Here is a 14,032-nt window from a genome sequence, read left to right as displayed (position 1 = left end):
CGTGCCATAACGGCGTTCCAGGGCCCATGCCCGACACGCCGGGCAACTCGGCAATGTTGTGGCAGGCTGCACCCGGGCAGGCCACACTCGACTAGCGGAAGCAGCGACGCACGTGACGTCGGCAGGCACCACCCGGGAGGTCCCCATGCCCGAACTGCGTGTCGTGGCCGTCTCCAACGACGGCACACGACTGGTGCTCAAGGCTGCGGACAGCACGGAGTACACGCTTCCGATCGACGAGCGGCTCCGGGCCGCTGTGCGCAACGACCGAGCCCGCCTCGGACAGATCGAGATCGAGGTGGAGAGCCATCTCCGCCCGCGCGACATCCAGGCGCGTATACGAGCCGGTGCCTCCGCCGAGGAGGTCGCCCAGCTCGCCGGCATTCCGGTCGACCGCGTACGCCGTTTCGAAGGCCCCGTCCTCGCCGAGCGCGCCTTCATGGCGGAGCGGGCGCGGAAGACTCCCGTGCGGCGTCCGGGCGAGAACACCGGCCCCCAGCTCGGCGAGGCCGTCCAGGAACGGCTGTTGCTGCGCGGCGCCGACAAGGACAGCGTCCAGTGGGACTCCTGGCGCCGCGACGACGGCACCTGGGAAGTCCTGCTCGTGTACCTGGTCGCGGACGAGCCGCACTCCGCGAGCTGGACCTACGACCCGCCGCGCCGACTCGTGCAGGCCGTCGACGACGAGGCCCGCTCGCTCATCGGCGAGTCCGACGACACCATCACCACGGTTCCCGAGCCGAGCTTCCCGTTCGTGCCCCGGATCGCCCGGCTCCCCCGGGACCGGCCTCTGGACCGCGCCCTGGACCGGCAGTTGGAGCGTCCGGCGCCGCCGCCCGAGCCGGTGGCGGACGAGAGCGACTCGCTGACCAGCCTGCTCGAAGCCGTACCGAGCTTCCGTGGCGACATGGTCGTCCCGGAGCGTCCGACGGCTCCGCCCGAGCCGCCCGAGACCGAACCGGCCGCCGAGCCGGAGGTCGAGGAGCCGCCCGCGCCGGCCGCTTCGGCGGGTGCGGGTTCCGCCTACGCGGATGTTCTGATGCCGCGCACGGTGGCCGGTCATCGGGACCGGCTCACCGGGACCACCGATCGGCAGGCCGAGGCGGACGGGGTGCGGCCCGGGCGGCGCGCCGCTGTCCCCAGCTGGGACGAGATTGTGTTCGGGACGCGCAGGAAGAAGCAGGACTAGCCGAACCAAGCGTTCTGCCGGGCTTGGCTCGCACGGCTCGTTGTTCGGCTGCGGGCCGTCCGTGGCTGGTCGGGCAGTTCCAGCACCCTGGGCGCCCGCAGTATGCGACAGGGGTCCGCATGCATCACGCGTGCGGACCCCCGACAGGCCCGCGCCCCTGAAGGCGCGGGGTGCCGCCTACCCGCTACTGCGGGTCCGGCCCCGTTGCCACCGGGCGGGACTCGTCCGATGACCACTCCGACCATGAACCCGCGTACAGCGCCGCCGGGATGCCCGCCACCACCAGGGCCAGTACCTCATGGGCGCCCGAGACTCCGGAGCCGCAGTACACGCCCACCTCGGTGCCCGAGGCGCCAAGGGCCTTGAAGCGGGCGGCGAGTTCGTCGGCGGGCAGGAAGCGGCCGTCCGGGCCCACGTTCTCGGTGGTCGGCGCCGAATGGGCGCCCGGGATGTGTCCGCCGACCCGGTCGATCGGCTCAACGTCTCCTCGATAGCGCTCCCCCGCACGGGCGTCGAGCAGCAGTCCGGAGCGGGCCAGCGCCGCCGCCCCGTCCGCGTCGAGGAGCTTGACGGCGCCCGGCTCGGGCTGGAAGTCACCTTCGGCGGGGGTGGGGATCTCGGTGGAGAGCCCGCCCGTCCAGGCGGCCAGGCCTCCGTCGAGGACGCGGACGTCCTGGTGGCCCGTCCAGCGCAGCAGCCACCAGGCGCGGGCGGCCGCCCAGCCCTGCCCGCCGTCGTACACGACGACCGGGGTCCCGGCCGACACGCCCGCCCGGCGCATGACCCGACCGAATTCGGCCACGTCCGGCAGCGGGTGACGGCCGCCGGATCCGGGCGGTCCGGCCAGTTCCGCGTCGAGGTCGACGAACACGGCGCCGGGCAGGTGCCCGGCCTCGTACTCGGCCCGGCCGTCGAACGCGGGCTCGCCGGCGGCCTTCGCCAGGCTGAGCTGCCAGCGGATGTCGAGCAGCACCGGCGGCCTCGGCCCGGCCGACTCGGCCGCGAGTTCGGGTGCGGAGATGATGGCATTCATGGACTCATCCTTGCGCAGAGTCCACCGGGAACGTAACGCCCAGGAAAAGGATGAGCGGCCCCAAAACGGGCATCCTCCTGCGGGAACGCGCCAAATGCGGCGCGGCCGGGGCGCTCTGCGGCGCTGGTGGTGGAAGCATCGGCCCGGGTGCGCAGGTTCCCGAACCGCACCTGTGAGCAGCAGTATGGCGACGGCCGAGGAGAGAGTGACGATGACCCAGTCGGAGACCCGGCGCACACCTGGCACGCCCTGCTGGGTGAGTCTCATGGTGCACGGTCTGGCCGCGACCCAGGAGTTCTACGGGGCACTGTTCGGCTGGGAGTTCCGGCCCGGCCCGCAGCAGCTCGGCCCGTACGTCCGCGCGCTGCTCGACGGCAAGGAGGTCGCCGGAATCGGCCAGCTGCCCTCCGACCGGCATCTGCCGATCGCGTGGACGACCTATCTGGCGACCGACGACGCGGACGCGACGGCCGAGACGATCCGGCACTGCGGCGGCACCGTCGGCGTCGGCCCGCTGGACGCGGGCGACGCGGGCCGGATGGCGATCGCCTCCGACCCCGTGGGCGCGGTGTTCGGGATCTGGCAGGCCGGTGCGCACGTCGGCTCCGCCGTCGCGGGCGCGCCCGGCACCCCCGCCTGGAACGAGCTGGTCACGCGCGAGACCTCGTCCGTCGGCAAGTTCTACCAGGCGGTGTTCGGCTACGACGTGGAGGCCGTCGTGTCGGCCGACTTCGACTATGTGACGCTGCAACTGGAGGGCCGCCCGGTCGCCTCGCTGCACGGCGTCGGGAACGCCCTGCCGCGCGACAAGGGCGCGCACTGGATGACGTACTTCGAGGTCGCGGACGTCGACGAGGCATCCCTACGGGTCGCCGACCTGGGCGGGCAGATCCTCCAGCAGCCGCGCGAGGGCGCGAGCGGGCGGCTCGCGACGGTCGCCGACCCCGAGGGCGCGGTCTTCACCCTCGTACGTTCGTATGGATGAACCCAACTCCCCTGCCCCGCACGTGAGTTGGGGATGGCCGAGCCGGTGTCCGGCCAGGACGGGGAACGCCTCGCGCATGCCGGCGAAGGTCAACTGGCCGAGGAACGCGATGAGTTGAGCCAGGAGCAGCGAGTTGGTTGGGACGGGGCCCGCGTCCTTTGGTGGACTTTCGTGCCGCTCGGCCGACAACCGCCGCACGCGCGCCCCGCGCTCCCGCTGAGTGGCTCAGCCGGCGTTCGGAGTGCGGCGCCCGGGCCGGGTGGCCGCGGTGGCGGTGATGCTCACGGCGGCCAGCACGGTCACGACGGCGGCGAAGACGGCTGCCGCGGTGGTCAGCGATGTGACGGTCACCAGCAGCCCGACGCCGATCGCCGGAACCGCCATCCCCAGGTAGGCGCCCACGTAGTAGGCGGACACGACCTCGCTGGTCCGGGCGGCCGGCGCGTGCCGGGTCACCAGCGCGAGCCCCGCCTTGAAGGCCGTGCCACCGCCGGCGCCGCTCAGCGCGGAGCCCAGCAGGAACAGGATCGGCGAAGAGGCCGGCAGGGCCGCCACGATGAGGACGAGCCCGAGGGGCACGGCCACCATGCCGGCGACGGCGCTGGTGTGCGGGGCGACGCGGGCCGTGGCGATCTGGGCGAGGCCGGCCGCACCGAACGCGCAGAGGACCACCACTCCGACGGTCACGGAGCTCGTGATGCGCAGGCCCTCGGCCAGGAACCGGCTCGTCAGCGCGGAGAGCAGACCGAGCACGGCGAGCGAGCAGAAGGCGGCGGCCGCCGCGGCGGTGAACAGCGGGCGCATGTCGGCCGGGATGCCCAGGCGTTGCGGCCGGATGCTCAGCCGTCCCCGGGTCACGGTCTCCGGGAGCCGTACGAGCAGGAGACCGGGCAGCGCCATCGCGGCGAGCACCAGGTACGGCGTGACCAGCGGGTGGGGAACGTACTGGACGAGGATCCCGGAGAGCAGGGGGCCGCAGCCCAGGCCGGCCATGCCCGTCACCGAGGCGATCAGGGCGGCCTTCGCCCGGTTCAGGTGCAGCTCACCCAGATAGGCGGTCGCCGCGCCCATGGTCAGCCCGACCGAGAGGCCCGACAGGACCCGCCCCGCCACGATTCCCGGCAGGGTGGGAAGGACCGTGAACGTCAGGCAGCTCAGCACGGTCAGAGCCAGCGCGGGAGCGAGGGTGGCGCGGCGGCCTATCTGGTCCGACAGTCCTCCGAACAGGAGCAGCACGACGAGGATTCCTCCCGCGTACGCGGCGAAGACCAGGGCGATGACGAGGGGCGTCAGACCCAGTTTCTGCGCGTAGAGGGAGTAGATCGGGGTCGGAAGGGTGCCGCTCAGCATCACCACGAACAGGAGGTAGGTGACGGTCCAGGCCGCGGCGGGCCTGGGCCGTGCGGCGGCCTGGAGGGCTTCGGCCGCGGTGCGGACATGGTCGGTGCTCATGGGTTCTGTCTCTCTGCGGGTGGTCCCGCGGATCATGCGACGGCGTCGAGTTCTCGTGCGGCGAGGTAGGCCCGTACTCCCTTCCACCCACACTTGCGACCGAGGTGTCCGGTCGTGACCAGTTCCTCCAGCAAGGGCGGCGGCGCGAAGTCCGCCCGCCCGTAGTCCTCGTGGAGGCGCCGTTGCACGGCGAGCGCGACATCCGCGCCGACGGTGTCGAGGAGCCGGGTGGGGCCGATCGGCTGGCCGCCGACGGACTTCGCCACCCCGTCGAGGAGCTGGGGGCCGACGACGTCGCGGTGCAGCAGGGTGAGCGCGTCGTTCAGATAGGGGAAGAGCAGGTAGTTGACGAGGAAGCCGGTGCGGTCGGCGCATTCCACGCCGGTCTTGCCGAGCCGCCGGACGACGTCATGGGCCATGGCCAGCGCCCGTTCGCCGGTGCGCTCGCTCCGTACCACCTCCACCAGCGGCATCATCGGGGCCGGGTTGAAGAAGTGCAGGCCCACGACCTCGCCGGGGCGGCCGGATGCCTCGGCGCACTCGCGTACCGGCAGGCTGGAGGTGGTCGTCGCCAGGACTGCCAGCGGCTTGCACACCGCGCCCAGCTCGGCGAAGAGCCCGCGTTTGACGTCGCGGTCCTCGATCACGGCCTCGACCACGAGATCGGCACGGGCGAGCACGGAGCGGTCCGCGGTGCTCGTCAGCCGGCCGCGCGTCTGCTCGGGCGCCGCGCCCCCGCCCGGCAGGGCGAGTTCGACCGCCTCGGCCGCCGCTGCCGCCTTGGCCTCGGTGCGGGCCACCAGCACGGTCCGGTAGCCGGCCCGCACGAACACCTCGGCGATGCCGGTGGCCATGGTGCCGGATCCGACGACGGCGACCGTGCTCGTGCCGACCGGCAGCGACGACGGCCCGGGACCGGCCGGCTGCTTCGGAGGCGCTGTCCGGTAGTCGTGGAATCCGCGGCCCGACTTCCTGCCGAGGTCGCCGCGCCCCACAAGCCGGCCGAGCACGGGGGCGGGCTCGAAGCGCGGGCCGAGACGACGGTGCAGCCCATCGAGGACGTCCTTCGCGGTGTCCAGGCCGATCCCGTCCAGGATCCGCAGGGGTCCTCGCGCCCAGCCGCAGCCGAGCCGTACCGCCGTCTCCAGTTCCTCCATGCCCGCACGGCCCTCATGGAGCATCCAGGCGGCCTGGTTGAGGATGCCGAACACCAGGGCCGGCGCGATGGATCCGGGCCGGTCGGGAACCTGATGGACCTTCAGCCCGGCCTGCTGGAGCAGGTCGCCGAACGCCGTCGCGCTCCGGCTCGTGGCTCCCGGTGCCGCTGCCACCTCGACGGCGGTGAGGTGCTCGGCGTCCAGGAAGCGCAGCGCGAGGAGATCCGGCCGTCCCGCTTCCGCGAGTTCGGCGGCCGTGGCGGTGAGCGCCGTGGTGACGACCAGCGCATCGGGCCGGCCGTGCCGGGCGATGTCGGCGAGTACGGCCCGCTTGGCGGACCCGGTATCGGGGACCGCCTCGATGACCACGTCCGCGGCGCCCGCTTCCCGGAGGTCGTGCGTGACGTGGACGTCCGTCCCCGCGAACTGTCCACGGCGGCGCGCCGCGGCCGCCGCGTCCGCCTCGACGCCGACGGTGGGAACGCCCGCCCCGGACAGTCCCCGGGCCAACTCCGCTCCGGCGCCGCCGAGTCCAACGACCGCGGCCGTACCGATGTCCCCCGTTGTCATATGGGTCTTCCCTTCTGTTCTGTCAGGCGGCGGTGCTGTTCTGTCAGGCGGCGGTGCTGTTCTGTCAGGCGGCCGTGAGGACCAGCGCCGCGTTGTGGCCGCCGAAGCCGAGCGAGGTGCTGACCGCGACCTGGAGCGGCTTCGTCCGCGCCCCGCCGGTGACGACGTCCACCGCGACCTCCGGGTCCAGCGTCCGCACGTTCGCGGTCGGCGGGACCACGCCGTGGCGCAGGGCCAGTGCCGTGTAGGCCGCCTCCACCGCGCCGGCCGCGGCGAGGGTGTGCCCGGTGACGCCCTTCGTCGAGGTCACGGCCGGCCGGGAGCCGAAGACCCGGTGCAGGGCGCGGGCCTCGGTCAGGTCGTTCATCGGCGTCGACGTGCCATGGGCGTTGACGTGGTCGACCTCGTCGGGTGCGACACCCGCGTCGGCGAGAGCCGTGCGCAGCGCGCGGGTCACACCGGTGCCGTCCGGGTCCGGGGCGGTGGCGTGGTGGGCGTCGGAGGAGGCGCCGAATCCCACGAGATGCGCATAGCCGCGCGCCCCTCGGGCCTCGGCGTCGCGGGCGCGTTCCAGCACGAGCACTCCGGCGCCTTCGGCGGCGACGAATCCGTCCCGGTCGGCGGCGAACGGACGTGACGCCGTGGCGGGGTCGTCCCGGCGGGCCGACAGGGCCCCCATCCTGGAGAGACCGGTGAGCGTCGCCGGGCTGATGGCCGACTCCGTACCGCCGGCGACGACGATGTCGCACACCCCGCCGGCCAGCCAGTCCCGCGCGACGCCGAGGGCGGAGGCACCCGATGCGCAGGCCGTCGCCGTGACGAGGCTCGGTCCGTGGACGCGCAGGTCCATGGCGACGTATCCGGCGACCATGTTGACCATGGCCATGGGGATCATGAGCGCGGACACCTCGTCGGGCGCTCCGCCGTAGTACGTGCGGTGTTGCGCCTCGACCGTGGCGGTGCCGCCCAGGGAGTTGCCGATGACCACGCCTACGCGGGTGCTGTCCCAGGTCTCCTGGTCGAGGCCCGCGTCGGCGACGGCCTGCCGGGCGGCCACGATGGCCAGCTGGACGAACCGGTCGAGCCGCCAGGCGGTACGCCGCCCCAGCAGGGCGTTGGCGTCGAAGCCCGGCACCCGGCACGAGAAGTCGACGGCCAGGCCCGCGAGTTCGGGGTCGGTGGCCGCGGCGGAGACGCCGGAGCGGATGCGCTCCCAGTTGGCCTCGGCCCCGATGCCCGCCGGGGTGACCAGGCCGATGCCGCTGATCGCGATGGTCCGGTCGGCCCGTGCACTGGACCCGGGCATCACACCATCGCCCGCTTCGCTTCCACGGCGGCCACGGCGTCGTCGATGCGGAAGGAGGCCTTCAGGTCGCCTTCGGCCATCTCGACACCCAGTTCCTTGCGCAGGATCAGGCCCAGTTCGACGAGGACGAGCGAGTCGATGTCGAGCTCGTCGAAGGTCGCACCGGAGAGGACCTCGTCCTCGGGGAGCCCGAACTTCTCGCGCAGGATCGAAACCATGCGGGACTTGAGGGCGGCAGCGGAGGTGGGGCTGGTCATGTCGTCGTCCTTGTCTGCCGGGTCAGGGCCGGCTGCTGTCGTTCTTTGTCGTGGCTGAGGTCGTGCGGGGAGTGGTGCGGGAAGCCCGGCGTGAAGCTGGGCGCGGTGGTGCGCGCCGTGGTGCGTGAGGTCGTGGTCACGGCCGGGTGCCCGGTGCGGCCGCGGCCGCGGGCTCGTCGCTGTCCAGGCCCGGCACCGGTTCGACCTTGAGGTCGGGCCAGCGCAGGGCCGCGGAGCCCCAGGTGAGGCCGCCGCCGAAGCCCGTGAGCAGCACGCGCCGGCCGGGCCGCAGGTCGCCGGAGGCCGCCGCGTCCGCGAGGGCGAGGGGGATGGATCCCGCCACGGTGTTGCCCACCCGGTCCAGGTTGACCACCAATCGGTCCTCGGCGAGGCCGAGTTGCTCGCCGACCGCGCGCAGAATGCGGACGTTCGCCTGATGGGCCACCATCCGGTCGAGTTCGTCACCGCGCCAGCCGATCCGGTCGAGCAGCGCCTGGGCGGACCTGCTCATGCTGAGGACGGCCCGGGTGAACACCTCGCGACCCCGCATGGAGAACCACTCGTCGCCCGCGGGGGCGGGGAGCCCGGTGGAACGCTGCCGGGAACCTCCGGCCCGTACGGTGATCAGCTCCTCGCCGGCGCCGTCGCTGCCGAGGTCGAAGCCGAGCAGCGCGCCCGGCTCGTCCGGGCGGCCGGCGCGGAGCACCACGGCTCCGGCGCCGTCACCGAAGATGGCGCGCGTGGTGCGGTCGACCGGGTCGAGGATGGTGGAGAAGGTGTCCGCGCCGACGACGAGGGCACGCTGCGCGAGGCCCGCGGTGATCATGGAGGACGCGGTGGCCAGGGCGTAGACGAACCCCGTGCAGACCGCGCCCACGTCGAAGGCGGCGACTCCCGCGAGACCGAGCCGCCGCGCCACCACGGGCGCGGTGGCCGGGCAGGGGTGGTCCGGGGTGCTGGTCGCGAGGACGACCAGATCCACGTCCGGCGCGGGGCCGCCGTCCGTGCCGCCGTGTTCCTGGGTGCGGTGGGCCGATTCCAGTGCCCTGCGGCCGGCTTCGACCGCCAGGTCCGAGGTGGCCTGCCCCGGGTCGATCACGAACCGCTGCCGGATGCCGGTGCGGGTGCGGATCCATTCGTCGGTGGTGTCGAGCTGCTCGGCCAGGGTGCTGTTGGCGACCGCCTTCGCGGGTACCCAGCCACCGAGCCCGCACAGGACCGCGGCGCGGCTCACGGCATCTCCTTTCGTCCGGCCGACGCGGCCGTCCTGACGGATGTGGTCCAGGTGCGCCCCACTGCCGCGACTTCGCCGTACTGCTCGAACTCGACCTGGAAGGAGTGGAGTTCGGGCAGCGCTCCGGCCATGCCGTGATCGTCCGCGCGGGTCCGGGAGGCGAGTCGCACCGCGACCGGGGCATCGAGTTCGACGAAACGGTGGAAGGAGAAGTCGGCTCCGACGAGCGTGGTCCACTCCTCGGGTCCGCCGACGGTCTCGGCGCGGGAACCGAGGCAGAGCTGACGGGCCGCCTCGATCAGGACCATGGCGGGCACGTGGTCATAACTCCGGTCGAACAGGCTGGAGTTGTCGGCCGGAAGCCGCAGTGCGGCCCGTGCCTCACCCAGTCCCGCATCGACCACGACGTCCGCGAGGACGACGTTCGACGCCCGCGTGCGGCCGACGAGGTACGGCGCGACGGGCGTCAGGGACGCCGCGGGAAGTGCCGTGGCCGCGTTCCGCCGCCCGCGCAGGGTGTCGTAGAGCTCGTGCGAGACATGGCGCACATCCATGCGCGCCGCGCCCAGACGCCCGGACGGAAGCGTCATGTCGAAGGCGTACGAGACCTTGCGCGCGCCTGCGCGGGAATTCCGGCGGGGTCCGGCATCGACGGCCAGGGCGACTTCGGCCGGGGATTCGCCCGGCACCGCGGCCGAGGATGCGAGACCGGGCAGCCGGAACGAACACGAATGCAGCAGGAACTTGCCGTCCGGGTCGATTCCGATGAATTCACGGCCGCCGTACGGACCGGCCTGGCGGCAGCATTCGAGAAGGAAGAGGGGATCGATGGTTTTCGTCCGGTGATCCGTGAAGTACGGATGCGCCGCCGGTGTTCTTGCCGTTGCCAGATATTCCTGTTCGTCCATCTTCCGCACACCGGTAAGGAAGATTTCCGGGAGTGCCCAGCGATCCAGCGCGGGCAGTTCACCCGTGCCGACGCGGTCCTCCACAGAGGCCATGAAATGCAATTTCCTACACCAACCGCCCACATAGGAAGAGGGTTTGGACAGATCGTCGCGCAGCCACGGAACGCCCTGAAAGGAAAGTCGCCTTCCCCAGTAACCGCTCCGGCCGGTTCCGCAATACGGAACTTCTCTTTCGCGCATTACGATCATGGCATCGCGCCAACGCGACCGTCAACCCTGTTCCTTCCGTGTAACGCAAGGCACAGTTGCCGAACTTTCCCTGATTTTTGCCGAGTTGATGTAACCGCTCCGCACTCACGAGAGACATGCGAGACATATACGAGAGATATCGGCCGGGAAATGTGAAAGCTCCATGAACCACACGCGGCCGTGTGGTTCATGGAGCTCTGTGAGCGATTTTCCAGAGGGACGCCGACTGGTTTCAGAGGGACGCCGACCGCCCCAGCGCCGCACGGACGTCCTGCACCAGCTGCGCGACGACCGCGGCCGCCCGGCCCTCGAAGTAGAAGTGCCCGCCTGGGTAGAGGTGTTGGCCGGCGAAGTGCTCGGCCCCGTCCGCCCAGGCCTCCAACTGGTCCAGGGGGACGACCTGGTCCCGGTCGCCGCCGAAGAGCGAGAGCGGGACCCGTACGTCCGGCCTTCCGGTGCGGGGCTGCCACGTCTCGACGACGCTGAAGTCGGCGCGCACCCGGCGCTCGAACAGCGCCCAGAGGTCGTCGTCCGCCAGGACCGCGGGCGGCATGCCGCCCATCCGCCCCAGTGCCGCGCGCAGTTGGGCGTCCGGCAGCAGGTGCAGCGGACGGCCGTCGGAGGGTACGGCGTCGTAGGGGGCCTCGCACGCCGAGACTCCCAGCCAGACCGGCTCGGGCAGCCCGCGGTCGGCGAGTTGGGCGGCCATCTCATAGGCGACCAGCGCCCCCATGCTGTGCCCGAACAGCGCGAACGGGCGGTCCAGGAGGTCCGTGACCGCGTCGAGGAGGTGGGCGGCGAGCTCCCGGGCATCGCGGTACGGGGGCACATGGCCGAGCTGCCCCCGGCCCGGCGCTTCCAGCGCACAGGCTTCCCAGTCCGCCGGGAAGTGCTCGGTCCAGTCGTTGAACACGAGGTGCGAACCCGCCGCGTGGTGCAGCAGGAAGACCCGCAGTGCGGGGTCGGCGACCGGCCGGGGCCGGACGACGGCGCCGCCGTGCGCCGCCGTGTCGGTGAGGGTGGGCTGTGTCATGACGGTTCCTCGTCCGCAGGGGTGGGTGGGGATGCCGGGGCGCGTGGCGGCCCGGCTCAGAGCCTGTGTCTGATCCGGACGGGGTTCGGACACGGGCGCTCAGGCCGCCGCGAGCTCCCGCCGGGTGGCGCGCAGCATGCGGGTCAGCACCGTGCTGTCCCCGGCCTCGCGGAATTCGGCTCCCTCGCCGAGGAGCCCCTCGACGGTCTGCCGCCACAGCACCGGGTGGTCGATCTGTTCGAGCAGTACGTCGGCGATGCCGGCGTCCGGGTACGGCCGCGCGTGCCGGTTGGAGATCACCGGGAACCGGGGCGCGTCGAGGGCCACCGCCCGGAGCACCGAGGCGAACTCCCGGGCCGCGGCGGCCATGTGGCGGGTGTGGAAGGAGCCGCTGACATCCAGCCGGCGCACCATCCGGGCACCCGCCGCGAGCAGCACCGGGGCGGCCCGCTCCAGATCGGCCACCGGGCCCGCGATCACCGTCTGGTCCCAGGTGTTGAAGTTGGCCGCCGCGACGTCGGTGAAGCCCTCCCTGCGGAGCACCAGGCGGAGCACGGCGTCGTCCAGACCCACCACGGCGGCCATGCCGCCCCCGGCGACGCGCGCCATGGCGCGGGCCCGCGCGGCCACGAGCCGCAGGCCGTCGCCGAACCCGAACACCCCCGCCGCCTCCAGCGCGTTGTACTCCCCCAGGCTGTGCCCGATCGCCACGTCCGGCAGGCCGTGTTCGGCCAGTCCCGCACGATGGCTGAGAGCGTTGACGGTGTACACGGCGGGCTGGGTGTACTCGGTCCGGCCCAGCCGGCCCTCCGGGTCCGTGAGGCACAGCTCCCGTACGGAGTAGCCGAGGATGTCGTCGGCCTCCTGCTCAAGATCGGGAAAGCGGGCGAACAACTCCCGTCCCATTCCTACGAATTGAGCCCCCTGGCCGGGGAACATCAGGACGCGTGTCATGTGAGAGGTGATCCTTGCTGGGTCGGGGCCCGGTGGATGCCGCAGGCCCGGGCGGGGTTCGGCCACAGGCCCTAGGCGGGCTCGTGGAAGTCCGGTGCGGGGCAGGGCGCCAGGCGGCTGTCGCTGAAGAGCAGCGCCGGGTCCTGCGAGAGCTCCTCGAAGGCCTCGACCCGGCCGATCAGCACGGTGTGGTCGCCTGCCGGATGGGTCGCGGCCAGCGAGCAGTCGAAGGAGGAGACTCCCTCCAGGAGCACGGGCGCGCCCGAGTGCGCGGCCGGGCGCCACGGCCGGCCGGCGAAGCCTTCGGCCCCGGCCGGCCGTGCGGGATCCGCGAACCACCGGGCGTCCCGCTCCTGGTGGGCGGCCAGGACCGTGGCCGCGAAGCATCCGCTGCGCAGGATCTGCTCACGCAGCCGGGAGCGGCGGCCCAGCGCCACCAGGATCATCAGGGGGTCCATCGAGGCGGTGGCGAAGGCGTTGACGGTCGTCCCGTGCGGTTCCCCGTCGAGCACGGTGGTGATCACCGTGACCCCGGTGGGGAACCGGCCGGCCGCCCGCCGGAAACTCCGGCGTGCCGCCTCGTCCGACGGGGCGGCCGTCCTCGGCGCGGTTTCCAGGCCAGTACTCATCAGGCGCTCAGCTTCCGCAGCTCGTTGAGGTGTTCCAGACCGTCGAGCACCGTCTTGGCGGGCAGGCCGAAGTCGATGAGGCAGGCGGTCTCGTCCACGCCGAGGCCCGCGAGGCGCTCGACGACGCGCGCGGCCTTGGGCACCGTGCCGAGCAGCCCGCCGTCGTCGTAGTAGCGGTCGAAGGCCCGGTCCACCAGAAAGTCCACGTCCTTCTCGCGGAGCTTGGCCGGGTCGATCCGCCGGGCACCGCCGGTCCCGGAGCCGAGGAGCAGCCCCAGGGAGCCGCGCAGATATCCGCACAGCGGGGCCCGGACCAGGTCCCTGACGGCGTCGTCGTCCTCGCCGAGGAACGTGTGCACCATGAGGACGACGTGTCCTGGCCAGCCGTCGGCGTCCGGCCGTTCGGCGACCGCCTCGCGGTAGGCGGCGATCTTCGTGGCGAGCTCGTCGAGGTCCTGGCCGAGGAGGTGGGTGAGGATTCCCGCGCCGACGGCCCCGGCGTTGCGGAAGGTCTCCACTCCCCCGGCGCTGGTGATCCACAGCGGAAGCCGGCGCTGGACGGGCCGCGGGTAGATCCGCACCCGCTGCTCCTCGCCGGCACCGTCCCGTACGGTCAGCTTCTCGCCGCGCCACAGCCCGCGCACCTGCTCCACGGTGTCGAACATGACCTGGCGGCGGTCCGCGTACGACTCCGGGCGGAGCGCGAAGTCGACGGCGTGCCAGCCGGAGGCGAAGGCGAGGCCGACCCGGCCGCCGGAGATGTTGTCCACGACGGACCACTCCTCGGCGATCCGCAGGGGGTGGTGCAGCGGAGCGACGACGCTGCCCGCGCGGATGCTCACGCGGCTGGTCGCCGCGGCGATCGCGGCACCGGTGACCGCCGGGTTCGGGTAGAGCCCCCCGAAGGGGTGGAAGTGGCGTTCCGGGGTCCAGACCGCGGTGAAGTCGTTCTCATCCGCGAAACGCGCGCCCTCCAGGACGAGGTCGTACGCGCCGCCGGAGGCCGCGTCACCGCCGTCGTCCCCGAAGTAGAACAGGCTGAAGTCCATCTGAGTCTCTCTGCCGGGTGGTTGGGA

14 protein-coding genes are annotated in these 14,032 nt (G+C 72.5%); 2 read left to right on the top strand and 12 right to left on the bottom strand.

The genetic code is table 11. The features are described from left to right. The first annotated feature begins 145 nt into the window (after nt 1-145). Nucleotides 146-1,189 carry a septation protein SepH gene (sepH, locus tag ACWC2B_RS26000; protein ID WP_450720555.1) on the top strand — a complete coding sequence of 348 codons (1,044 nt, stop codon included), beginning with the start codon at nt 146-148 and terminating at the stop codon, nt 1,187-1,189. 184 nt (nt 1,190-1,373) lie between these two features. Here sepH and ACWC2B_RS25995 read toward each other — a convergent pair whose 3' ends face one another. Continuing rightward, complete coding sequence (locus ACWC2B_RS25995) at nt 1,374-2,222, bottom strand: sulfurtransferase (protein ID WP_450720553.1); 849 nt, start codon at nt 2,220-2,222, stop codon at nt 1,374-1,376. A 211-nt stretch (nt 2,223-2,433) separates the two neighbouring features. Here ACWC2B_RS25995 and ACWC2B_RS25990 point away from each other — a divergent pair, with 211 nt between their 5' ends. Continuing rightward, on the top strand, nt 2,434-3,207 hold the full coding sequence (locus ACWC2B_RS25990; protein ID WP_450720551.1) for a VOC family protein: 774 nt from the start codon (nt 2,434-2,436) through the stop codon (nt 3,205-3,207). Between the two features lie 225 nt (nt 3,208-3,432). Here ACWC2B_RS25990 and ACWC2B_RS25985 read toward each other — a convergent pair whose 3' ends face one another. The 11 genes from ACWC2B_RS25985 to ACWC2B_RS25935 all read right to left on the bottom strand — a co-directional run bounded on the left by ACWC2B_RS25985 (nt 3,433) and on the right by ACWC2B_RS25935 (nt 14,005). Beyond that, a complete protein-coding gene (locus tag ACWC2B_RS25985; protein WP_450720549.1) occupies nt 3,433-4,659 on the bottom strand; it encodes an MFS transporter in 1,227 nt (408 codons plus the stop codon). A 32-nt stretch (nt 4,660-4,691) separates the two neighbouring features. Beyond that, a complete protein-coding gene (locus ACWC2B_RS25980) occupies nt 4,692-6,386 on the bottom strand; it encodes a 3-hydroxyacyl-CoA dehydrogenase NAD-binding domain-containing protein (RefSeq protein WP_450720547.1) in 1,695 nt (564 codons plus the stop codon). A 64-nt stretch (nt 6,387-6,450) separates the two neighbouring features. Further along, nucleotides 6,451-7,692: a beta-ketoacyl-[acyl-carrier-protein] synthase family protein gene (locus ACWC2B_RS25975; RefSeq protein WP_450720545.1), complete on the bottom strand. Its 1,242-nt coding sequence runs from the start codon at nt 7,690-7,692 to the stop codon at nt 6,451-6,453. Then, a complete protein-coding gene (locus ACWC2B_RS25970) occupies nt 7,692-7,949 on the bottom strand; it encodes an acyl carrier protein (RefSeq protein WP_450720543.1) in 258 nt (85 codons plus the stop codon). Before ACWC2B_RS25970 ends, ACWC2B_RS25975 begins: the two co-directional genes overlap by 1 nt. Next, complete coding sequence (locus ACWC2B_RS25965; RefSeq protein ID WP_450720541.1) at nt 7,946-8,089, bottom strand: hypothetical protein; 144 nt, start codon at nt 8,087-8,089, stop codon at nt 7,946-7,948. Before ACWC2B_RS25965 ends, ACWC2B_RS25970 begins: the two co-directional genes overlap by 4 nt. After that, on the bottom strand, nt 8,086-9,183 hold the full coding sequence (locus ACWC2B_RS25960) for a beta-ketoacyl-ACP synthase III (protein ID WP_450720539.1): 1,098 nt from the start codon (nt 9,181-9,183) through the stop codon (nt 8,086-8,088). Before ACWC2B_RS25960 ends, ACWC2B_RS25965 begins: the two co-directional genes overlap by 4 nt. Then, nucleotides 9,180-10,340 (bottom strand): AfsA-related hotdog domain-containing protein, encoded by a 1,161-nt coding sequence (locus ACWC2B_RS25955; RefSeq protein ID WP_450720537.1) that lies wholly within the window; start codon nt 10,338-10,340, stop codon nt 9,180-9,182. Before ACWC2B_RS25955 ends, ACWC2B_RS25960 begins: the two co-directional genes overlap by 4 nt. A gap of 232 nt (nt 10,341-10,572) precedes the next feature. Next, nucleotides 10,573-11,373, bottom strand: coding sequence for a thioesterase II family protein (locus ACWC2B_RS25950; protein WP_450720535.1), 801 nt, complete (start codon nt 11,371-11,373; stop codon nt 10,573-10,575). Nucleotides 11,374-11,472: 99 nt separating this feature from the next. After that, the gene (locus ACWC2B_RS25945) at nt 11,473-12,327 is read right to left on the bottom strand and encodes an ACP S-malonyltransferase (RefSeq protein WP_450720533.1); all 855 of its coding nucleotides are present in this window, start codon (nt 12,325-12,327) and stop codon (nt 11,473-11,475) included. A gap of 71 nt (nt 12,328-12,398) precedes the next feature. Further along, nucleotides 12,399-12,956, bottom strand: a complete 558-nt coding sequence (locus tag ACWC2B_RS25940; protein ID WP_450720531.1) for a flavin reductase family protein — start codon at nt 12,954-12,956, stop codon at nt 12,399-12,401. After that, nucleotides 12,956-14,005 (bottom strand): MupA/Atu3671 family FMN-dependent luciferase-like monooxygenase, encoded by a 1,050-nt coding sequence (locus ACWC2B_RS25935; protein ID WP_450720529.1) that lies wholly within the window; start codon nt 14,003-14,005, stop codon nt 12,956-12,958. The genes ACWC2B_RS25940 and ACWC2B_RS25935 overlap by 1 nt, the downstream gene beginning before the upstream one ends. Nucleotides 14,006-14,032: the final 27 nt, after the last annotated feature.

Source organism: Streptomyces sp. NPDC001415 (genome assembly GCF_053597395.1).
Note: the sequence above shows the minus strand (reverse complement) of the source record. Positions and strands in the feature narration are given on the sequence as shown.